At 66.7% G+C, this 21,892-nt stretch carries 20 protein-coding genes; 18 read left to right on the forward strand and 2 right to left on the reverse strand.

What is annotated here, in order from left to right:
- Position 1 precedes the first annotated feature (1 nt).
- From ACM61V_RS06790 to ACM61V_RS06875, 18 genes are all read left to right on the forward strand, one after another.
- Positions 2 to 640, forward strand: a complete 639-nt coding sequence (locus ACM61V_RS06790) for a hypothetical protein (RefSeq protein WP_137787179.1) — start codon at positions 2 to 4, stop codon at positions 638 to 640.
- Positions 637 to 2,358: a peptidoglycan D,D-transpeptidase FtsI family protein gene (locus ACM61V_RS06795; protein ID WP_137787178.1), complete on the forward strand. Its 1,722-nt coding sequence runs from the start codon at positions 637 to 639 to the stop codon at positions 2,356 to 2,358. The genes ACM61V_RS06790 and ACM61V_RS06795 overlap by 4 nt, the downstream gene beginning before the upstream one ends.
- Positions 2,355 to 3,767 carry a UDP-N-acetylmuramoyl-L-alanyl-D-glutamate--2,6-diaminopimelate ligase gene (locus ACM61V_RS06800; RefSeq protein WP_137787177.1) on the forward strand — a complete coding sequence of 471 codons (1,413 nt, stop codon included), beginning with the start codon at positions 2,355 to 2,357 and terminating at the stop codon, positions 3,765 to 3,767. The genes ACM61V_RS06795 and ACM61V_RS06800 overlap by 4 nt, the downstream gene beginning before the upstream one ends.
- On the forward strand, positions 3,764 to 3,895 hold the full coding sequence (locus tag ACM61V_RS06805) for a hypothetical protein (RefSeq protein ID WP_283214569.1): 132 nt from the start codon (positions 3,764 to 3,766) through the stop codon (positions 3,893 to 3,895). Before ACM61V_RS06800 ends, ACM61V_RS06805 begins: the two co-directional genes overlap by 4 nt.
- Positions 3,896 to 3,922: 27 nt before the next feature.
- On the forward strand, positions 3,923 to 5,290 hold the full coding sequence (locus tag ACM61V_RS06810; protein WP_137787176.1) for a UDP-N-acetylmuramoyl-tripeptide--D-alanyl-D-alanine ligase: 1,368 nt from the start codon (positions 3,923 to 3,925) through the stop codon (positions 5,288 to 5,290).
- Positions 5,290 to 6,360, forward strand: a complete 1,071-nt coding sequence (mraY, locus tag ACM61V_RS06815; protein WP_137787175.1) for a phospho-N-acetylmuramoyl-pentapeptide-transferase — start codon at positions 5,290 to 5,292, stop codon at positions 6,358 to 6,360. The genes ACM61V_RS06810 and mraY overlap by 1 nt, the downstream gene beginning before the upstream one ends.
- Positions 6,357 to 7,640: a UDP-N-acetylmuramoyl-L-alanine--D-glutamate ligase gene (gene murD, locus ACM61V_RS06820; protein WP_137787174.1), complete on the forward strand. Its 1,284-nt coding sequence runs from the start codon at positions 6,357 to 6,359 to the stop codon at positions 7,638 to 7,640. The genes mraY and murD overlap by 4 nt, the downstream gene beginning before the upstream one ends.
- Positions 7,637 to 8,869 (forward strand): FtsW/RodA/SpoVE family cell cycle protein, encoded by a 1,233-nt coding sequence (locus ACM61V_RS06825; protein ID WP_137787173.1) that lies wholly within the window; start codon positions 7,637 to 7,639, stop codon positions 8,867 to 8,869. Before murD ends, ACM61V_RS06825 begins: the two co-directional genes overlap by 4 nt.
- Positions 8,866 to 10,011, forward strand: coding sequence for an undecaprenyldiphospho-muramoylpentapeptide beta-N-acetylglucosaminyltransferase (gene murG / locus ACM61V_RS06830; RefSeq protein ID WP_419713902.1), 1,146 nt, complete (start codon positions 8,866 to 8,868; stop codon positions 10,009 to 10,011). Before ACM61V_RS06825 ends, murG begins: the two co-directional genes overlap by 4 nt.
- A complete protein-coding gene (gene murC, locus ACM61V_RS06835) occupies positions 10,008 to 11,423 on the forward strand; it encodes a UDP-N-acetylmuramate--L-alanine ligase (protein ID WP_137787171.1) in 1,416 nt (471 codons plus the stop codon). The genes murG and murC overlap by 4 nt, the downstream gene beginning before the upstream one ends.
- Positions 11,420 to 11,620, forward strand: coding sequence for a hypothetical protein (locus ACM61V_RS06840; protein WP_249341574.1), 201 nt, complete (start codon positions 11,420 to 11,422; stop codon positions 11,618 to 11,620). Before murC ends, ACM61V_RS06840 begins: the two co-directional genes overlap by 4 nt.
- A gap of 47 nt (positions 11,621 to 11,667) precedes the next feature.
- Entirely contained in the window at positions 11,668 to 12,570 is a 903-nt protein-coding gene (gene murB / locus ACM61V_RS06845) for a UDP-N-acetylmuramate dehydrogenase (RefSeq protein ID WP_249341591.1), read from the forward strand.
- Positions 12,571 to 12,657: 87 nt separating this feature from the next.
- Entirely contained in the window at positions 12,658 to 13,575 is a 918-nt protein-coding gene (locus ACM61V_RS06850; protein WP_137787251.1) for a D-alanine--D-alanine ligase, read from the forward strand.
- Positions 13,572 to 14,510, forward strand: a complete 939-nt coding sequence (locus ACM61V_RS06855) for a cell division protein FtsQ/DivIB (protein ID WP_137787168.1) — start codon at positions 13,572 to 13,574, stop codon at positions 14,508 to 14,510. Before ACM61V_RS06850 ends, ACM61V_RS06855 begins: the two co-directional genes overlap by 4 nt.
- A gap of 17 nt (positions 14,511 to 14,527) precedes the next feature.
- Positions 14,528 to 15,790 carry a cell division protein FtsA gene (ftsA, locus tag ACM61V_RS06860; protein WP_137787167.1) on the forward strand — a complete coding sequence of 421 codons (1,263 nt, stop codon included), beginning with the start codon at positions 14,528 to 14,530 and terminating at the stop codon, positions 15,788 to 15,790.
- Between the two features lie 106 nt (positions 15,791 to 15,896).
- The gene (gene ftsZ / locus ACM61V_RS06865; RefSeq protein ID WP_137787166.1) at positions 15,897 to 17,378 is read left to right on the forward strand and encodes a cell division protein FtsZ; all 1,482 of its coding nucleotides are present in this window, start codon (positions 15,897 to 15,899) and stop codon (positions 17,376 to 17,378) included.
- A 226-nt stretch (positions 17,379 to 17,604) separates the two neighbouring features.
- The gene (locus ACM61V_RS06870; protein ID WP_137787165.1) at positions 17,605 to 19,536 is read left to right on the forward strand and encodes an SPOR domain-containing protein; all 1,932 of its coding nucleotides are present in this window, start codon (positions 17,605 to 17,607) and stop codon (positions 19,534 to 19,536) included.
- On the forward strand, positions 19,533 to 20,702 hold the full coding sequence (locus tag ACM61V_RS06875) for a deoxyguanosinetriphosphate triphosphohydrolase (protein ID WP_137787164.1): 1,170 nt from the start codon (positions 19,533 to 19,535) through the stop codon (positions 20,700 to 20,702). The genes ACM61V_RS06870 and ACM61V_RS06875 overlap by 4 nt, the downstream gene beginning before the upstream one ends.
- Here the strand turns inward: ACM61V_RS06875 and ACM61V_RS06880 are convergent.
- Positions 20,699 to 21,022 carry a DUF3147 family protein gene (locus tag ACM61V_RS06880; protein WP_137787163.1) on the reverse strand — a complete coding sequence of 108 codons (324 nt, stop codon included), beginning with the start codon at positions 21,020 to 21,022 and terminating at the stop codon, positions 20,699 to 20,701. The genes ACM61V_RS06875 and ACM61V_RS06880 overlap by 4 nt on opposite strands.
- Before the next feature lie 3 nt (positions 21,023 to 21,025).
- Positions 21,026 to 21,880, reverse strand: coding sequence for an ABC transporter permease (locus ACM61V_RS06885; protein ID WP_137787162.1), 855 nt, complete (start codon positions 21,878 to 21,880; stop codon positions 21,026 to 21,028).
- Positions 21,881 to 21,892 lie beyond the last annotated feature (12 nt).

Here is a 21,892-nt window from a genome sequence, read left to right on the forward strand (position 1 = left end):
GATGGCGGCGACGTATCGGTTGAAAGGTTTGGGCTGGTTCGGCGGCGTGGTGATCGTGTCGCTGGGCTTTTATCTTATCTCGCTTCAGGTCGCAGCCGAGCGCAAGCGGCTGGAGCAGCTTAACGGGCGCATCGGCTTGGCGCAGCGCGATATCCGTGCGCTCGAAACGGAGTTCGATGTTCGATCGAACCTGACGCAGCTCGAGCGCTGGAATGGCGACACACTGGCGCTGGCATCGCCCACCGCCGGGCAGTTTGTGCGCGATGAAGGGCAACTCGCTTCGATCAGCTTCGATCGCGGCGCGCCGATGCTAGCGCAGCAGCAGGGCGCGATTCGTACTGCCGCGCTGGTGGTGCCATCGCTGCCCTCGCCCGCCCGCGTCGCGCCAACTCCGGTGATCGACGAAGCGCCTGCGATCGCGCGGCCTGCAGCGCTGGTGAAGGTTGCGGTGCATCCTGCTGTTTCGAGCGCGCCGAAGCTCACGGCGGCGGTGGTGTTGCGCACGGCGGTCGCGGAACCGGCCCCGGCTGCGTCCCGGAAGGGCAGGGCGGTCGCGATGCTCGACAAGTCGCTGCTCAGTGACACGACGCTCGGTGATTTGGCTAGCGGAGCCCGCGTCGAGGCACGGCGGTTGCGTTGACTACCCTGGTCGCGCGCCCTGCCCGATCGATAAAGGCCACCGAGCAGCGCCATGTGCTGCTTGCGACGCAGCACATGCGTCTGATGATGCTGATGCTGCTGTTTGCCGCCGCAGTGACGGTGGTGGCCGCGCGGCTCTCGTGGCTGGCGATCGAGGGTAGGCCAGCGCGCGCCTCGATTCTCGGCGCCGCGCCGCGTGGCGATATCATCGATCGCAACGGCGAACCGCTTGCGCGCACGATCGACGCCTGGGCAATTGGCGTCCATCCCGATCGTCTATTGGGCGATCGCGGCGCGATCGCGCAGCGGCTGGCCGATCTGATGCCCGATACCGGCGATCAGCCGTGGTTCTATGCGCAACTTACGAAGAAAGTGTCGTTCACGTACCTGAACCGGCGCGCCAGCCCAGCCTTGGTTGAGGCGATAAACGCCATCGGCGAGCCGGGAATAGTGTTCGAGCGGCAGACCCAGCGGCTCTATCCACAATCGACGCTTGCTGCGCATGCGCTCGGCTACCTTTCCACCGACGGCAGGGGGATGGGCGGGATGGAGCGCGCGCTGGAGGCGCGGCTCATCGATCCGGCACAGAGCGGCGCCCCGGTGGCGCTGTCGATCGACAGTCGCGTGCAGGCCGCGATGGAAAGCGAACTCGGCCGCGCGATGGGCGAGATGCAGGCGAAAGGCGCAGCCGGCATCGTCATGGACGTGCACACCGGGGAAGTGATCGCGATGGTCTCGCTGCCGCTTTTCAATCCGAACCGTGTCGGCATGGCGGGCACCGAGGAACTGCGCAACAACGTGACGCAATCGGTGTATGAACTCGGCTCAACGTTCAAGCCGATCGCGATGGCGGCCGCGATCGATTATGGCGTGGTCACCGACATGAGCCGCCGTTTCGACGCGACGGTGCCGCTCAAGGTCGGCGGATTCACGATCCATGATGATCGCGGGCACGAACAGAAGCGCTGGCTCAACATCCCCGAAACGCTGATCTACTCCTCAAACATCGCCACCGCGCGGATCGCCGACATGGTCGGCGCGGCGCGGATGCAGGATATGTTCCGCAAGCTGGGCTTCGATCGCAAGCCGGATGTTGAACTGGTCGAGAAGGCGCGGCCGCTTTGGCCTGGTTTCTGGGCGCGCACAACCGTGATGACGACTGCTTACGGTCACGGTATCGCGGTTACGCCGCTGCACCTTGCGACTGCTTACGCCGCGATGGTCAACGGCGGAATCTGGCACCCGGCTACCCTGCTCAAGATCCCGCAAGGGGCCGAGCCGAAGGGCCGCCGCGTGCTTCAGCAATCGACCAGCGATCGGATGCGCCAGCTCCTGCGGCTTGTCGTGCTCGACGGCACCGGTCGTAAGGGCGAGGCGCCGGGCTATCGCATCGGCGGCAAAACCGGTACGGCCGAGGTCGCGCAACGCGGCGGTTATGCCAAGAACGCGAACGTCTCCACCTTCGCCTCCGCCTTTCCGATGGATGCGCCACGTTACGTGGTGATCGCGATGATGGACTCGCCAAAGCGCGTACAGGCGAATTCCTTCCAGACCACGGCGGCCTACACCGTCGCGCCGGTGGTAAGCAGGGTGGTCAGCCGCACCGGGGCGCTGCTTGGCGTGATCCCGGACGATCGCCACGATATCGATCTAAGCGATCTCAACCCGCTGCTGTGGAAAGCGCCGGGGAAGAAGGAAGACAAGGGAATCGCCGAATGAGGCTCTGCCAGCTCACCGGCGGAACCGAGGCCACACAGGTGACCGGCTTTGCGATCGATCACCGCAAGGTCGCGCCGGGCACGATATTCGGTGCGTTCGAAGGCCAGCGCGTCAACGGAGAGGATTACATCCCCGCCGCGATTGCCGCCGGTGCGATCGCGGTCGTCGCCCGGCCGGAGGCGATTGTGGCTGGCGCGGTGCATATCGCCGCCGCCAACCCGCGCCAGACCTTCGCCGAGCTGGCCGCGAGATTCTTTGCCCCGTTCCCGGAAATCGCCGTCGCGGTGACCGGGACCAACGGCAAGACCTCCACCGTGGAGATGACGCGGCAATTGTGGCGGATGGCCGGGCACCATGCGGCCTCGATCGGCACGCTCGGCGTCTCCACCGCCGACGACCGCGTGACGACCGGCCTCACTACACCCGACGTGGTGACGTTCCTTTCCAACGTCGGCGGTCTGGCGCGCGAGGGTGTGACGCATCTCGCGTTCGAGGCGTCCAGCCACGGGCTGAGCCAGTATCGTACCGAGGGCGTGCCGGTGATGGCGGCCGCCTTCACCAACCTGAGCCGCGACCACCTCGACTACCACGGCGATATGGCGGCCTATTTCACCGCCAAACTGAGGCTGTTCTCGGAAGTGCTGGGTGATGATGGCACGATGGTGGTGTGGGTCGACGATCCGCAATCGGAGCGCGTGGTGGATCTCGCCCATGCGCGCCGTACCAAGCTGATTACCGTTGGAGAACATGGCGATACATTGCGGCTCGTGTCACGCGACACGACGCTGTTGGGGCAGGGACTCGTCATCGCCGCCGACGGACGTGAGCATAATGTGACGCTGCCGCTGATCGGCGCCTATCAGGCCGCCAACGCGCTAATCGCCGCCGGGCTGGTGATCGCGGCAGGGGGCGATGTCGCTGCGACGATCGCCAATCTCGCGCGGCTCCAGCCGGTGCGTGGGCGGCTGGAGCGCGCCGTCATCACCGCCTCGGGCGCGCCGGTATATGTCGATTACGCGCATACGCCTGATGCGCTGGAGGCGGCGATCGCCGCGCTGCGTCCGCACGTAACGGGGCGGCTGATCCTGGTCTTTGGCGCAGGCGGCGATCGCGATCGCGGCAAGCGGGAACCGATGGGGCAGATTGCCGCCGCGCAGTCGGACGTGGTGATCGTCGCGGATGATAATCCGCGCAGCGAGGATGCCGCTTCAATCCGCGCCGAGATACTGAAAGGTGCACCGGACGCGATCGAGATTGGCGATCGCCGGGCGGCAATCGCCCATGCCGTCGGTATGGCTGGCGGCGATGACATCGTGTTGATCGCTGGCAAGGGGCACGAGCAAGGCCAGATCGTCGGTGATCTCGTCCTGCCGTTCGACGACGTCACTGTAGCAAGGGAGGTAGCGTGAAAAGGAAGATCAATGTTCCCGCCCGTCCGTTCGCCCACGCCGATGGCGAGAAGCGACCGCGCGAGCGACGCAAGCTCGGCGTGCGATATGAACTGGTCAGCGGCGATGCAGTCAGTGGGCTGCGTTGACTCGGCCATCCCTGTTATAGGCCTGTGATGAGCCTCTGGACCTCCGCAGAAATCGCGGCCGCAACCAGCGGAACCGCGTCCGGCGACTTTGCGGTTAATGGTGTCGCCTTCGACAGCCGGGAGATTGGCGCGGGCGATCTGTTCGTTGCGATGAAAGGCGAGGAAACGGATGGCCACCGCTTTCTGGATAGTGCATTCGCGCGTGGCGCGGCGGGTGCGCTGGTATCGGAAGCAAGCGCGCACCCTTGTGTTCGCATCGCGGACAGCTTTGCTGCGCTGGAGGATCTGGGCCGTGCCGCCCGCGCTCGGATCGACGGCAAGGTCATCGGCGTAACCGGATCGGTCGGCAAGACATCCACCAAGGAGGCGCTGTTCGCCGCGCTCGATCGCGGCGCGCCGGGTGTGGTGCACCGTTCGGTCAAGAGCTACAACAACCACACCGGCGTGCCGCTCAGCCTGGCAAGGATGCCGCGCGGGACGCGCTTCGGCGTGTTCGAGATGGGAATGAATCACGCTGGTGAACTGGCGCATCTGACCACGCTCGTCCGCCCGCACATCGCGATTGTAACCGCAATCGCACCCGCGCACACCGAGTTCTTCGCGGACGAAAGCGCGATCGCCGACGCCAAGGGCGAGATCTTTCGCGGGCTGGAGCCCGGCGGCATCGCGATCGTCCCGCATGACAGTCCGCATCGCAAGCGGCTGATCGACGCCGCATCGCCATATGCGGCGCGGATCGTGACATTCGGGCTAGACAAGGCGGCGGACGTTCACCCGATCGAGACCATGCGACTAGATATCGGCACGTTCGTGACCGCGAAAGTGGGCGAGCGCGAATTGAGCTTCACCGTATCGCAGCCCGGGCAGCATTGGGTTTCGAATGCGCTGGCGGTGGTCGCCGCGGTCGATGCGGCGGGTGGGGACCTTGGGCTGGCTGGACTTGCGCTTGGCGAACTTGGCGGGCTGACTGGGCGCGGTGATCGCTTTGCGGCGCGGGTGGCGGATGGCGAGGTGCTGGTGATCGACGAAAGCTACAACGCCAATCCCGCCTCGATGGCGGCCACACTGGAGGTGCTGTCGAACGAATCCGGGCGGCACGTCGCAGTTCTTGGCGAAATGAGAGAATTGGGCGCCGGCAGTGATGCCTATCATGCCGCGCTCGCCGGGCCGATACTGGCCGCGCGCGTTCAAGCGGCGCTGCTCGTCGGTGAAAAGATGGCTGCGTTGGCGCAGGCTCTTGAGGGGAAGGTCGATTTCGTCCATGTGCCCGATGCCGCGAGCGCGCTTGATCGCCTGAAACAGGTGATCGCGCCGGGCGACGTGGTGCTCGTAAAGGGATCGAACGGAGTCGGGCTGTCGCGGATCGTCGCGGCTCTCGCCGGGGGCGTTGCATAGTGCTGTATCTGATCGCGGAGAGCCTCGGCTTCCCGAGTGTCCTCAATCTGATCCGCTACCTGTCGTTCCGCACCGGCGGTGCGATCGCGACCGCCTTGTTCATCGGCCTCATCATCGGGCCTAAGTTCATCGGCTGGCTGCGCGTGCGCCAGGGGAAGGGCCAGCCGATCCGCGCGGACGGGCCGCAGACGCATCTCGCCAAGCGCGGCACGCCAACGATGGGCGGGCTGATGATCCTGACGAGCCTAAGCCTCGCGATCCTGATCTGGATGGACCTGCGCAATCCGTTCGTGTGGGCGAGCCTGTTCGTCACGCTGGGATTTGGCGCGATCGGCTTCATGGACGATTACGACAAGGTCACGAAGGCGACCACCGCCGGAATCCCTGGCCGGGTGCGCCTGTTGCTCGAGTTCGTGATCGCTGGCGTGGCGGCGTGGATCATCAGCCAGGAGAATGGCACCGGCCTTTTTCTGCCATTCACCAACCGTTACTATCTCGAACTGGGCTATCTCTACCCGTTATTCGCCGCCTTCACGATCGTCTCGTTCGGCAATGCTGTGAATCTGACGGACGGGCTGGATGGCTTGGCGACGATGCCGGTCATCATTGCGGCAGTGGCGTTCATGATAATCGTCTACCTCGTCGGGAACGTGAAGTTCGCGGATTATCTCGGGCTGCCGCATGTGCCGCGCGCGGGCGATCTGGCGATCTTCTGCGGGGCAATGGTCGGCGCGGGGCTTGCCTTCTTGTGGTACAACGCCCCGCCGGCGGCGGTATTCATGGGCGATACCGGAAGCCTTGCACTGGGAGGCGCGCTCGGAACTATCGCCGTCATCGCGCATCACGAGATCGTGCTGGGAATCATCGGCGGTCTGTTCGTGGTCGAGGCGCTCTCGGTTATCATCCAGGTCGCGGTTTACAAGCGCACTGGCAAGCGGGTGTTCCGCATGGCGCCCATCCACCACCATTTCGAGCAGCTCGGCTGGAGTGAGCCGACTGTTGTTATTCGCTTCTGGATAATAGCACTCGTGCTGGCACTCGCCGGCCTTTCCACGCTGAAGCTGAGGTGATCGTCTCCCCGCTCTGGCGCGGCAGACGCTACGCGGTGCTCGGGCTGGCGCGATCCGGCGCGGCGGCGGCGCGCGCGCTGATCGCGGGCGGCGCGACCGTGGTGGCATGGGACAGCGATGCCGCGCGGCGCGAGGGCATTCAAGGCGCGCAGATCGCCGACCTCGACACGATCGACCTCGCAGGCTTCGACGCATTGCTCGTCTCCCCCGGCGTGCCGCTCAACACGCACCCGCTGGCAGCGAAAGCGCGCGCCGCAGGCGTGGCGATCACGGGCGACATCGAGCTCTTCGCCGAGGCGCGCCCCGCACTGCCCGCGCACAAGGTGGTCGGCATCACCGGCACCAACGGCAAATCCACCACGACCGCCCTCGTCACGCACATCCTGAAGGCCGCAGGGATGCCCGCCCTGATGGGCGGCAATATCGGGCTACCGATCCTGGCGCAGGCGCCGCTGCCGGCCGGGGGCGTCTATGTACTGGAGCTGTCGAGCTACCAGATCGACCTGACACGCAGCCTCGATTGCGACGTGGCGGTGCTGCTCAACATCACGCCGGACCATCTCGATCGCTACGACGGGTTCGATGGCTATGTTGCGTCCAAGGCGCGGCTGTTCGCGATGCAGGCGCCGGAGCATGAGGCGGTGATCGGGATCGGCGACGCGCCATCCGCCACGATCGCCCGATCACTTTCGGCGCGCGCCGAGCATCTGACGAAGATCGCGCCCGGCGTGTGCCTCGACCAGACGCGCTGGCCGAGCCTGCAAGGTCCGCACAACGCCCAGAACGCGCTCGCCGCGATCGCGGTCGCGAGGGCGCTCGACGTGAGCGAAGCTGATATCGATCGCGGGCTTGAGACATTCGCGGGCCTGCCGCATCGCATGGAAAAGGTGCGGGAGGTCGCCGGTGTCGCCTATGTCGATGACAGCAAGGCGACCAACCCGGAAAGCACCGCGCCCGCGCTCGGCGCGTTTCCGCGCGTTCACTGGATCGTCGGCGGCCGGGCGAAGGGCGACGATCTGGACGCGTGCCGCCCCTATTTCGATCACGTCGTGCGAGCCTATACGATCGGCGAGGCGGGGCCGCGCTTCGCGGCGATCCTGCAGGACGAGATGGCGGTGGAGGAGGCGGGAACGCTCGCGGCCGCCGTGTCCAGCGCCGCAAGCCGCGCAGCGCCGGGCGATACCGTGCTGCTGTCGCCGGCGGCGGCGTCCTTCGATCAGTTCCGCGATTACGAGCATCGCGGCGAGGCATTTCGCGACGCGGTGGGGGCGCTGGCATGAGCGAAGAAAAGGTCGAGATCGTCAGCGACGCGGGGCTGCGCGCGCGCCTGAAGGGGCGGGGCGGGCGTGGTGATCGTTCGCCGCTCGGCACCTGGTTCTGGGATACCGATCGGGTGCTGCTGGTGCTCACGCTGGGCCTGATCGCGATCGGGCTGATCGCGGTCGCCGCCGCCAGCCCGGCCAGCGCGGTGCGCTATTCCGGCGAGCATCTGAAATTCCCGCCGCTTTATTATTTCTGGCGGCAGTTGATGTGGGTGGCCGTTTCGCTGCCGGTGCTGTTCATCACCTCGATGCTGCCGGTGAATACCGCGCGGCGGCTGGCGGTGGTCGGTTTCTGCGTGTTCGGCGTGCTCCTCGCGCTCACCCCGGTGGTGGGCGTGACGGTGAACGGTGCGCGTCGCTGGATCGGCTTCGGGCTGGCGCAGTTCCAGCCGTCGGAGTTCCTCAAGCCATGCTTCATCGTCACCGTCGCGTGGCTGCTCTCGCTGCGCGCACGTGACGAATCGCTGCCGGTGACGACGATCACCTTCGTGATGACGGGGCTGGTGGCGGCGATGTTGATGATGCAGCCCGATCTGGGGCAGACGATCATCTTCTGCTCGGTATGGCTGGCGCTGCTGATGATCGCCGGGACGCCATGGCGCGTGATCGCATCGTTCGTGGCGATGGCGCCGGCGGCGCTGATCGCAGCCTATGTGTTCTATGGCACGGCGCGCACCCGTATCGACGCCTTCCTGTTCCCCGATGCGGAAGGGGCTGGCGCGAGCGACCATTTCCAGACCAATGCGGCGCACGCCACGCTAACCGCCGGCGGCTGGACGGGGACCGGGCCAGGTGGCGGCCGCGTGAAATTCGGGCTTCCCGAAGCGCATACGGACTATATCTTCTCGGTCATCGGAGAGGAGTTCGGGTTGATTGCGTGCATGGTGATCGCGGTTATGTTTCTGGCGATCGTGGTGCGCGTCTTCGTCAAGCTGCTCGACGAACAGGATAATTTCAAATTGCTCGCGGCCGGTGGGCTTGCCACGCAGTTCGGCGCGCAGGCGCTGGTCTCGATGGCGGTCAATACCGGCCTCGCGCCGTCCAAGGGCATGACGTTGCCGTTCATCAGCTATGGCGGCTCATCGATGATCGCGCTGTCGATCGGGATGGGCCTGCTTCTCACCTTCACCCGCCGCAATCCTTTCCTGCTGCGCAGCCCCTATGTCACCCGCTGGGGGGCGCTGTGACGCGCCCGCGGCATTTCGTGCTCGCCGCCGGGGGAACGGGCGGCCACATGATCCCCGCCGCCGCGCTGGCGGAGGAGCTGATCCGGCGCGGGCATCGCGTGGCGCTGGTTTCGGACGAGCGCGGCGTGCGCTTTCCCGGCCTGTTCGACGGCGTGCAGACGCATGTGCTTCCGGCCGGGCGGCTGAGCGGCGGCCCGCTCGGCTGGGCAAAGGCGGCGCGCGAGATGTGGCGCGGCCGGGCGATGGCGCGGGAGCTTTACCGTACCTTTCAGCCGGCGGCGGTGATCGGCTTCGGCGGCTACCCCGCCTTCCCCGCGCTGGCGGCGGCCTTTGCCGACAAGATCCCCACCGCGATCCATGAGCAGAACGCCGTGCTCGGCCGCGTCAACCGGCTGGTCGCGCGGCGGATGGATGCGATCGCCACGTCCTATGCCGATACCGAGCGGCTCAAGCCGGCTCATCAGATGAAGGCGAATTGCGTCGGCAATCCGGTGCGCGACAGCGTGATCGCGTTGCGCGCCAAGCCCTATCCGCTGCTGGAGGAAGACGGCATATTCCGTGTGCTGGTCACCGGCGGATCGCAGGGTGCGAGCGTGCTCAGCAAGGTGGTGCCGGATGGGCTCGCGATGCTGCCCGTCGCCTTCCGTCGCCGCTTGCAGGTGACGCATCAGGCGCGGATCGAGGATATCGATGCCGCGCGCGCCAAATATGCCGAGCTGGATATCGCCGCCGATCTCGCGACCTATCTGCCCGATCTGCCCGAGCATCTGGGCTGGGCGCATGTGGTGATCGCACGCGCGGGCGCCTCGACCATCGCCGAACTGACGGTGGCGGGGCGGCCCGCGATCCTCGTTCCGCTGCCCACCGCCACCGACGACCACCAGACCGCCAACGCGCGGGAGATCACGCGTGCCGGCGGGGCGCGGACGATCCCGCAAAGCCAGTTCACGCCATCCGAACTGGCCAAGCAGATGCAGAAGCTCGGCCTCGATCCCGAGGGGCTGGAGAATGCCGCTGCCCGCGCCCGCGCCTGCGGCCGGCCCGATGCGGCGCGCGATCTCGCGGATCTGGTGGAAAGCCTGGATGCGCCGCGTTCGGCGCTGCCGGTCGGCCCGGTGATCCAGAAGGAAGCGTTTGCGTGAAGGGCGTCCCCACCAACATCGGCACGATCCATTTCGTCGGCATCGGCGGGATCGGCATGTCCGGCATCGCCGAGGTGATGCACAACCTGGGCTACAGGGTGCAGGGGTCGGACGTGGCGGAAGGCTATGTCGTCGAGGGGTTGCGCGCGCGCGGCATTCCGGTCTCGATCGGCCACAAGGCGGACAATCTGGGCGAGGCGGCGGTGGTCGTCGCTTCCACCGCGATCAAGCGCGGGAACCCGGAGGTGGAGGCCGCGCTCGAACGGCGCGTGCCGGTGGTGCGCCGCGCCGAGATGCTGGCCGAACTGATGCGCCTCAAGTCCACCGTGGCGGTGGCGGGGACGCATGGGAAGACGACGACCACCTCGATGGTCGCCGCGCTGCTCGATGCGGGCGGGGTGGATCCCACGGTCATCAACGGCGGCATCATCAACAGCTACGGCAGCAACGCCCGGCTGGGCGACAGCGACTGGATGGTCGTGGAGGCGGACGAGAGCGACGGCAGCTTCCTGCGGCTGGACGGCACGATCGCTGTCGTGACGAACATCGATCCCGAGCATCTCGATCACTACGGCGATTTCGAGCGCGCCAAGGAAGCCTATGTCGAGTTCGTCGAGAACGTACCCTTCTATGGCGCGGCGCTGCTCTGCCTGGATCACCCGGAGGTGCAGGCGCTGATCCCGCGGGTGCGCGACCGGCGGATCGTGACGTACGGTTTCGCGGCATCCGCCGATGTGCGCGGCGTGAACGTGACGCCCTATCCCGGCGGCAACCGCTTCGAGGCGATCATCCGCGCGCGCGATGGCGCGACGCGATCGATCGAGCATATCGACCTGCCGATGCCGGGCCGCCACAATGTGCAGAACGCGCTCGCGGCGATCGGCGTCGCGCTGGAGCTGGGCATCGACGATGCGACGATCCAGAAAGGCTTCGAGAAGTTTGGCGGGGTCAAGCGGCGCTTTACCAAGGTGGGCGAGGTCAGCGCGGAGGGTGGCATCGCGACCATCATCGATGATTACGGCCATCACCCGGTAGAGATACGCGCGGTGCTGTCGGCGGCGCGGGAAAGCGCGCAGGGCCGCGTGATCGCGGTCGTGCAGCCGCATCGCTATTCGCGGCTCGGCAACCTGATGGATGATTTCCAAAGCGCGTTCAACGATGCGGACATGGTTTACGTCACGCCCGTCTATGCGGCGGGCGAAACGCCCGTGGAAGGCGTCGATGCCGAGGCTTTGGTGGAGGGGCTGAAGCGGCGCGGCCATCGCGCGGCGGCGACCGTCGCGGATGCCGACACGCTCGCAACCACGCTCGCCGCAGTCGTGCGGGGTGGCGATCAGGTGGTGTGCCTTGGCGCGGGCGACATCACGAAATGGGCCGCGGGCCTGGCGGCGGCGATCGGAGCGAAGCGATGACCGACTGGCTTTCCCAATCGCTGAAGTTCCAGCAGCAGATGCTCGATGCGCAGCAACGCGTGCTCGATGTGGGCAGCCAGATGCAGGCTGCGAGCAAAGCGGTTCTTGACGCGCAACAGGCGGCAAAGCGCGCGGCGGACGCGAATCTCGCGGCGTATCAGGCATGGTTGCGTCTGTGGGGAATGGGGCCGTGGTGACGACGGTGCCACTGATCGAGCGCAGACCGGGCGCGCTCGATGTGACGCTGGCCGCCGGCTCGTTCAGCGTCAGCGACCCTGACGGGCGGCTGAGCCCGGGTGCATCGCTTGCGCCGCTCACATGGTTCAAGACCGGAGGGCCCGCGGAGCTGCTGTTCGAACCGGCTTCGGTCGCGGGGCTTTCAGCCTTCGTCGCGGATCTGCCCGGCTGGGTGCCGATCATGACGCTTGGGCTGGGATCAAACATGATCGTGCGCGATGGTGGCGTGCCCGGGGTGGTCATTCGGCTGGGCAAGCCGTTCGCCAAGGTCGAGCGGCTCGACGCTACTACGATCCGTTGTGGCGGGGGCGCGAGCGGCATATTGGTTTCATCGACTGCGCGCGATGCGGGGATCGCGGGAATAGAATTCCTCCGCTCGATCCCCGGCACGGTCGGCGGCTTCGTGCGGATGAACGGCGGGGCATATGGTCGCGAGACGGCCGACGTGCTGGTCGAATGCGAGGTGGTGCTGCGTTCCGGTGAACGCCGCGTGCTCGCAACCGCAGACCTGGGCTACAGCTATCGCCATTCCGAGCTGCCGGACGGGGCCGTCGTGGTCAGCGCGACGTTTCGGGGCGAACCGGGCGATCCGCTCGCGATCCAGGCGGAGATGGATCGAATCGCCGCCTCCCGCGAGGCCTCGCAGCCGCTGCGTTCCAGGACGGGCGGATCGACGTTCAAGAACCCGCCTGGCGAGAAGGCGTGGGCGCTGATCGACGCAGCTGGCTGTCGCGGGCTGCGCATCGGTGACGCGCAGGTGAGCGAGAAGCATACCAATTTCCTCCTCAATCTAGGCAGCGCCACCAGTGCCCAGATCGAAGCTCTGGGCGAGGAAGTGCGTGTCCGCGTGCAAGCGGCGAGCGGGGTGGCGCTCGAATGGGAAATCGAGCGCATCGGGGTGGCGAAGTGATGTATGCCCGGTTCGCCCCGAAGGTTTCGTTCGTGTCGCAAGGAGTAGCGCGTGCCTGATCGTCGTCCTCTTCACATCGCGGTGCTGATGGGCGGCTGGTCGGCGGAGCGCGAGGTCTCGCTTTCATCGGGGGCGGGGATCGCCGACGCGCTCGAGGCGCTCGGCCATCGCGTCACGCGGATCGACATGGCGCGCGACGTGGCGGCGCGGCTGGCGGCCGCGAAGCCGGATGTGGTGTTCAACGCGCTGCACGGCTCCCCCGGCGAGGACGGCACGGTGCAGGGACTGATGGACCTGCTTGGCCTGACCTACACCCATTCGGGCCTCGCGACGTCGGTGATCGCGATCGACAAGGTGCTGACCAAGAACCAGCTCGTTCCCCACGGCATTCCGATGCCGGGCGGGCGGATCGTGCGATCCGCGGAGCTGTTCGCGGGCGACCCGCTGGCGCGCCCGTACGTGCTGAAGCCGGTCAACGAAGGATCGTCAGTGGGGATCGCGATCGTCACGGAAAACGGCAATTACGGCGTGCCGATCGGTCGCGACGTGGAGGGGCCGTGGCAGCGGTTCGACGAACTGCTCGCGGAACCCTATGTACGGGGGCGCGAACTTACGACGGCGGTGCTGGGCGGCCCAGATGGCCCGCGCGCGCTGGGCGTCACCGAGCTGCGACCCAAGAGCGGCTTCTACGATTACGATGCCAAATACACCGAGGGGATGACCGATCATCTCTTCCCGGCGCCAATCCCCGACGAGATCACCGAGGCGTGCATGTCGATCGCGCTGCAGGCGCACCGGCTGCTCGGCTGCAAGGGGTGCAGCCGGGCGGACTTCCGCTGGGATGACGAGCGCGGCGTCGACGGCCTGTTCCTGCTCGAGGTGAACACCCAGCCGGGGATGACGCCGCTCAGCCTTGTTCCAGAACAGGCGCGTCACACCGGCATGAGCTATCCCGAGCTGGTGCAGGCGATCGTCGACGAAGCGCTGCGGGAGGCTGGCGCATGAGCCGACAGTCCGTTTCCGTCCGCCGCTCGCCGCCGCGCCGCCCCGGCGCGCCGAAGCGCCGCAAGGCATCGATCGGGGATCGCCTGATCGCCAAGCTGCCCGTGAGCCACGATACGTTGCGCCGTGTGGTGACGTGGACCTTCCTTGGTATCGGCGGCGCGATCGCGGTGACGGCGGCGAGCTGGCTGGGCGTGCCGGGGATGATCGGCGACGCGGTGGCCGAAGGTGCCGGGCGCGCGGGGCTGCGCGTGGAACAGGTCGACATCACCGGGCAGAAGCGCATGGATCGCGAGACGATCTATGCCATCGCGCTGGAAAACCAGTCGGCGGACCGCCCGTTGCTGGCGGTCGATCTGCAGGCGGTGCGCAAGCGGCTGCTGGCCTATGGCTGGATCGCGGATGCCTATGTATCGCGGCGTTTCCCCGACCGGTTGCTGATCCACGTGGTTGAGCGCGAGCCGGCGGCGATCTGGCAGAACGAAGGGCAGCTTACGCTGATCGACGCGACCGGCACCTTGCTCGATCCGATCGATGCGGGCCACATGCCGGCCGGCCTGCCGCTGGTGATCGGCCCTGGCGCGGCGCAACAGGAGGCGGGGTATCAGAGGCTGCTTGCCGCCGCCCCGGCGCTTCGCCCACGCGTGAAGGCGGCGACGTGGGTGGGCAATCGCCGCTGGGATCTGACGTTCGACACCGGCGAGACGCTTCTTCTGCCGCAGGAGGGCGCCGATCGCGCGCTGGTGAAATTTGCCGAGATGGAGGGCGCCCGCCCGTTGCTCGGCAAGGGATGGGTACGCTTCGACATGCGCGATCCGACCAAAATGGTCGCGCGCAAGCCGGGGCCTGAAAGCAATCGCGCGGATGCCGACAAGGGGGAAAATGGCGGCACCACCACGACCACCGAAACGCGCGTCGCGCGTGTCGGCGACGTCTGACCAAGGGGGAATGGCATATGGCGAAGGCAGCACCTGACGGCCTGATAACCGCGCTGGATATCGGCACCTCCAAGGTGTCGGCGATGATCGCGCAGAAAGGCGACGGCGGCGAACTTATCGTGCTGGGCACGGGCCAGCGCGAATCGAAAGGCGTGAAACGCGGCTATATCGCCGACATGGCCGCGACCGAAGTGGCGGTGCGCGAGGCGGTCGAGCAGGCGGAGCGGATCGCGGGGATCAATATCGAGAACGTCTGGGCCGGCTTTTCCGCCGGCGGGCTCGTCTCCGACGAGGCGTTCATCGAATCCGAGCTGAACGGCCATCGCATCGAACAGTCCGATATCGATGCCCTGTTGCAGGAGGGCCGGCAATCGATCGATCCGCAGGGCCGGATGGTGCTTCATGCGCAGCCGGCGCTGTACACGATCGACGGGCTGGAAGGCGTCAAGAAGCCGCTTGGCCTCCATGCCGACCGGCTCGGCGTGCATATCCATGTGATCGCGGCCGATGGCTCGCCGGTGCGCAACCTCGATCTGTGCGTTCGCTCGGCGCATCTGGAGGTCAAGTCGATCATCGCCTCGCCGGTCGCCACCGGCTTCGCATGTCTGTCCCAGGAGGAGCGCGATCTGGGTGTCGCGCTGGTGGAAATCGGCGCGGGCATTACGAATGTTTCGCTGTTCGCGGGCGAGATGCTGGTCGGGCTGAAATCCATCCCGATCGGATCGGCGGACATCACGGACGATATCGCCTCCGCCTTCGGCACCACGCGGGGGCAGGCCGAGCGGATGAAATGCTTCCACGGCTCCGCCAACGCCTCCCCGCGCGACAATCACGAGATGATAACGATCCGCACACCGGCGCATGAAGAGGACGGCGAGGGCCTGCAGATAACCAAGGCGGCGCTGATCGCGGTGATCCGTACACGGCTGGAGCAGTTGGTCGGCGAGGTGCAGGCGGCGCTCAAGGAGCTGAAGTTCGAGGGGCCGATCAACCGCCAGGTAGTGCTGACCGGCGGAGGCGCGGAGCTTAAGGGCATCGCCGATTATGCACAGCAGGTGCTGGGTCGTTCCGTGCGCATCGGCCGACCGCGCGGATTGACCGGATTGCCCGAGGCGCATTCCGGGCCGGGATTCGCGGCACTGGCGGGGCTGGCCTTTTTCGCGGCGAACGATCCGATCGATCTGCGTGGGCTGGCGCCGCAACAGCAGCAGCAGGTTTACCGGCCAAAGGGGATCAGCGCGCTCAAGCGCCTCTTCCAGACGGTGAAGGCCAATTATTAGGTGCTGCACGATGGTTTTCGGCTGGTGTGGCCGGGCGCTATGTTGCAGGAAGGTTAATCGACACGTCCGGTGAGGGGAACAGCCGGACAGGCGGAGTAAGTAGGCGATGGGAATCGAATTCATCACCCCGGAAACGGATGAGCTGACCCCGCGCATTGCGGTGATCGGCGTGGGCGGCGCGGGCGGCAACGCGATCGCGAACATGATGCGTGCCGACGTCCAGGGGGTGGACTTCCTGGTCGCCAATACCGACGCGCAGGCGCTGAAGCAGTCGACGGCGCCGGAGAAGATCCAGCTCGGCGCGAAGATCACGCAGGGCCTGGGCGCGGGCAGCCGGCCGGAGATCGGCCGGGCCGCCGCCGAAGAGACGATCGAGGATCTCACCAAGCGCCTCGAGGGCGCACACATGTGCTTCATCGCCGCCGGCATGGGTGGCGGCACTGGCACCGGCGCGGCGCCCGTCATCGCCAAGGCGGCGCGCGACATGGGCATCCTGACGGTGGGCGTGGTGACCAAGCCGTTCGCGTTCGAGGGCAATCGCCGTTCCAAGTCCGCGGAGAGCGGGATCGAGGAACTGCAGAAATATGTCGATACGCTGATCGTCATCCCGAACCAGAACCTGTTCCTGATCGCCAACGCCAACACCACCTTCAAGCAGGCCTTTGAAATGGCCGACGAGGTGCTCCAGCAGGGCGTGCGCGGTATCACCGACCTGATGGTGATGCCGGGCCTCATCAACCTCGATTTCGCCGACGTTCGCTCGGTGATGCAGGAAATGGGCAAGGCGATGATGGGCACCGGCGAGGCCGAGGGCGACGACCGGGCGCTCGTCGCTGCGCAGAAGGCGATCGCCAACCCGCTGCTCGACGGCGTGTCGATGCAGGGCGCAAAGGGGGTCATCATCTCGATCACCGGCGGCGAAGACATGCGCCTGCTGGAAGTGGACGAGGCGGCAAACCACATCCGCGAGCTGGTCGATCCCGACGCGAACATCATCTGGGGTTCTGCCTTCAATCCAGAACTGGAGGGCAAGATCCGGGTTTCCGTCGTGGCGACCGGCATCGAGGCGGAGCCGCGCGCCGATGCGCCTGTGGCGGAACCTGCCCGTGCGTTCAGCTTCTCCGCTCCGCGTCGCGCCGATCCTGCGCCCGCGCCCACCGCTGCTGCCGCGTCGTCGGCTCCGGATGTCGCTCCTGCGGCGGAACAGGTGGCCGCGGATCCGATCGCGCAGCAACCGGAAATCGAGCTGACCGATGCGATCGCGCCGCCCGAACCAGCGGCGCCGGCGGAGGAGGAGTTGCTGCTCGGCTCCGAAACCATCGTGCCCGAATCCCCGGCTGCGCCGGCGGAGGAGGCCGCCCCCAAGGTGTTTGATGACGAGGCGCCCGCGCCGGCCGGACGCCGCCGTTGGCTGTCCTCCGGTGCCGAAGCCGGCGAGGAAGCCGCGCCCGCGCCGCGCGTGAAGCTGGGCGGCACCCTCTTCGAGCGCATGCAGAATGCCTCGCGCGGTACACAGCGCGGCGACGAGGGCGGCGAAAAGGACGCGCTTGATATCCCGCGTTTCCTGCATCGCCAGAACAACCAGTGATCGAGCCTGCCGGTGCGGAGTTTCCGCGCCGGCACTCGGGCCTGACGGGTGGATCGGGATTCGCCGCTCCCTGACCCCGGATCGGCGCGAGACAGTTACAGACGAGGCGGCGTGGTGCCATATCGGCGCAGGGCGATTGCGAAGGGCGGGGTAAGCTGTTCCTGCCGAGCATGCCTCGTTAGTCGGGTCGGCATTCCGCCGGCCGATAAGAGATAGTTCATACGCGATGAATCGCACGTTTTCCCTTGGGCTGCTGCTGCTCGCATCGGTTGCGGCGATTCCGGCCGCCGGCGCGGCGCAGACCGTTCAGCCATTGCCGCAGGGCGGCTCCGATGCCGATCAGCTTGCGGCTGCGATGCGCACCGTCGGTGCGAATCCGCGAGACCTGGGTGCCTTGATCAACGCGGGCGAGCTCTCGCTCCGGCTCGGGGACGCCAGCGGCGCTGCGGCGCTGTTCAAGCGCGCCGATGAGATCGACCCGATGAATGGCCGCGTGAAGGCAGGTATGGCGCGCATCCTGGTGCAGCAGGAGCGCCCGGGAGAAGCATTGCGCTATTTCGATCAGGCGGCGGGCTACGGCCTTGATCCACGCAGTTTCGCGGGGGATCGCGGTCTTGCCTATGACCTGATCGGCGAGCAGGAGCGCGCGCAGCGCGATTATCGCCTGGTCCTGAAGGGCGGCGTGCAGGAAGAGGTGCAGCGGCGTTACGCGCTATCGCTCGCGATCTCGGGGCGGCAGGAAGAAGCGCTGAAGCAGATCGATCCATTATTGCGGGGCGGTGATCGTGGCGCATGGCGCGCACGCGCATTCATCCTCGCCATGGGCGGCGATGTCCCGGGGGCGGAGAAGATCGCCACCACGATGATGCCGTCGGGAATGGCCGGAGGGCTGGCGCCGTTCTTCCAACGGCTGCCGACACTCGCGCCGGTCGACAAGGCGTTTGCGGTCCATTTCGGCGAAGTGCGCGCCGGCGCCGCGCGGCTCGCCGACGCGCGGCTGGCGCCCTCGCTTCCGCCGCTGGGGCCAGACGATAGCGCCCCCGTTCGTATCGTGGCCGCGCCGCCGCCACCGACATTCGCGCCGTCGAAACAACCGGCGCGTGATCGCCGCCGCGGCAAGGCGGCTGCGCCGGTCGTGGCGGCAGCCACTCCCGCTCCCGCTTCGCAACAGACCGCCGAAAGCACCTTGCCGGCGCCACCGCGCTTTCCCGGCAACGGCGTGGTCTTTGCCGCTCCGCGGGAAGTCACGCAAAAGCTGCCGCCGCGCGCGCCGGTGCAGATCGCGCGAGCCACCCCGGCGCCGCAGCCGCCACCCGTCGCTGAAACAGTCAGCGTCCCGGCCTCCCTGCCACCGCCGGTTGCTGCGCCGCTGCGTTCAGCCCCGACCCGCGCCGTCGCGTCCACCAAGCCGGTCCCGCCGAAGATGAGCGAGGATTCGATCCTCGCGAAAATCATCGCGGGCATTTCGGTGCCCGAATCAGAACTGGCCGCGGCGGAGCCGCCTGCCCCGCGCGTGCGGCGTGAAGCGGCCCCGGCCCCGGCCCCGGCCGTCGAAGTCGCCGCGCAGGATCGGAAGGCATCGGCGAAAAACGTGGCGGGGATGGAAGTCGCCAGCGCTCCGACGAGATCGACGCGAGGACGCAGGCGGGACGCCGCCAGGGCGGAGGAGGTCGACGCCGGTGCAGACGCCGCAATCGTCAATTCCCGGCGCGGCCGTGGCAAGGCAGCCGCAAAAGCGGAGGAGCAACTTGCCGCCGCCGATGACGCGAAGCCGAAGAAGCTGACGGCCGCGCAGAAGCGGGCCGAGGAGGCGAAGAAGCTCGCCGCCGCGAAGAAAGCAGAAGAAGCCCGCGCTGCGGCCGAAGAACGCAAGGCGGAGAAGAAACAGCCGGCGCGTATCTGGGTGCAGGTGGCGGGCGGCGCCAACGAAAGCGATCTGCCCAAGGCATGGTCCGCGGTGAAGGGCAAAAGCGCGACGCTCGGCGGGAAGGCCGCTTATACAACGAAGCTGCGGGCCACCAACCGCGTCGTCACAGGGCCATTCAAGACCGAGGCGGAGGCGCGCGCGATGGTGAACAAGCTCGCGAAGGAAGGTGTGTCGGCTTTCACCTTCACCAGTAGTGCCGGCCAGAAAATGACCAAGATCGAGGGCAAGTGAGCGCAGCGCTCGCGCCGTGGGCGTCCGATCCTGCGGCGGGACGCGGCCGGCTGCATCAGGAGGGAACCGGCGCGCCACGCGGGCCACGGGACGACTATCAGCGCGATCGCGACCGTATCGTGCACTCGATCGCCTTTCGCCGGTTGCGCCACAAGACGCAGGTTTTCATCGCACCCGATGGCGATCATTTCCGCGTCCGGCTGACGCATAGCCTGGAGGTCGCGCAGATCGGGCGGACGATCGCGCGGGCGATGGGCCTGAATGAAGACCTTACCGAGGCGGTGTGCCTTGCGCACGACATAGGCCACCCACCCTTTGGCCACGCGGGGGAGGACGCGCTGAAGGCGGCGACGATCGCGGCGGGCGGATTCGATCACAATGGCCACGCGCTGCGCACGCTGATGCGGATCGAACGCTCCTATCCGCGCTTCGACGGCCTTAACCTGACCTGGGAAACGCTGGAGGGACTGGCCAAGCACAACGGCCCGGTTCGTCATCCCGGCTGGGCACTGGCGGAAGCGGATGCGGACGCGCTGCTGGAACTTGAAACCTGGCCAAGTCTGGAGGCGCAGATCGCGGCGATCGCGGACGATATCGCCTACGATAATCACGATATCGACGATGGCCTGCGGGCGGGGCTGTTGACGCCCGAGCAGTTGCAGGAGGTGCCGCTCGTCGCGCGCGGATGGGCGGCGGCCCGCACGCGGTTCCCGGATATCTCGGATCGTCGCCTGTCGCGCGAGCTGGTGCGGCAACAGATCGGGACGATGGTGCTCGATCTGATCGGTGAGACACGCCGCCGGATCGCCGAGGCTGGCGTGCGCGATGTGACGGACGTGCGCGCGGCCGGACGGGCGCTAGTGGCCTTTTCGGATGCGATGCGCGTGGAGGAACGTGATCTGAAGCGGTTCATGTACGCGAACCTCTATCACCACGAGCGTCAGCTGGAGGCGGCGGCGGCGGCGCGAGACGTGGTTGCGGGGTTGTTCGCGACGTTCCACGAGAAGCCCGCGCTGCTGCCGGAAGAATGGCGCGCGGACCTGCCAGCGGGGGAGCCTGCGCTCAGTCGTCACATCGCCGATTATATCGCCGGGATGACCGATCGGTTCGCGATCAGGGAGTATGAACGGGTGATCGGCCCGGCGAAAATGCCGGAGGGATTCTAGCTCAAAGCGACAGGCGCGAAGCGCGGGCCAAGCCAGATCGTGAGCGCGTACAGGGCAATCGTAAGGAAGCAACCGGCGACCAGCGCCGGGATCAGCAGGAACATCGGGAGCGAGGGGAGGACATACCAGAATGTCGCTCCGGCATGGGCGGCCATATTCTCGGCGTCGGGCTTGTCGTGCCACAGCCAGATCATACCAAGCAGCGATACAAGCGGCAGCGACGCGATCAGCGCGCCAAAGCCCGGGTAACGCTTTGCCATGGTGGAAGCGATCGCAATCAACACGCCCGAGACGACAGCCTTCAGCGCCAGACAAGGCATCGGTCAGTTCTTCAGTTTCCACCCGCTACGCAGCAGCATGTAACACAGCGCGCCCAGCACCACGTCGATCGCGAGGATAACGATGCTGCCGATCAGCACTGGCGAATCGGCGGTACCCAGAAAGCCGTACCTGAAGCCCGAGATGATATAGAAGAACGGGTTCGCATGGCTGAACGCACGGAAAGCGGGCGCGAGGCGATCAACCGAATAGAAAGTGCCGGACAGCAACGATAGCGGCGCGATCACGAAATTGGTGACGGCGGCGGCGTGATCGAACTTCTCCGCCCAGATCGAGGTCAGCACACCCAGGAGCGACAGGAACGCAGCGCCGAGGAAACCGAACCACAGCACCGCGATCGGGTGCACCGGTGTTACGTGGACACCCGGATACAGCGCCATCGCCAGCCAGCAGATCGTACCGACCAGGAACGCCCGCGTCATCGCGCCGCCGACGAGCGCGGCGAGCAGCTCTGCGCTGGACAACGGCGGCTGGAGATAATCGACGATCGTGCCCTGAATCTTGCCCACCAGCAGCGAGAAGCTCGCGTTGGCGAACGCGGGCCCCATCATGCCCTGGCTGATGATAAGCCCCGGCGCGATGAAATCGGCGAAAGCGACATCGATATTCCCGACGTGCACCGGCCGCTTGGCACCCGTGGCGATCGTGAAAACGATGAGAAACAACAATGTCGTGGCGGCCGGCGCCCACACAGTCTGGAGCTGCACCTTGAAGAAACGGCGCACCTCCTTCACATAGAGGGTCTTGAGGCCGCCCCAGTTGATGTTCCGGATCACCGGGACACCGGGGGCGTTTCTGATTGCCGAGGGAATTTGGCCGATTGGGGGATGGCTGCTCATTATGCCTGCGGG

The sequence above is a fragment of the Sphingomonas sp. TX0543 genome (genome assembly GCF_048565505.1).
Classification (GTDB): Bacteria; Pseudomonadota; Alphaproteobacteria; order Sphingomonadales; family Sphingomonadaceae; genus Sphingomonas.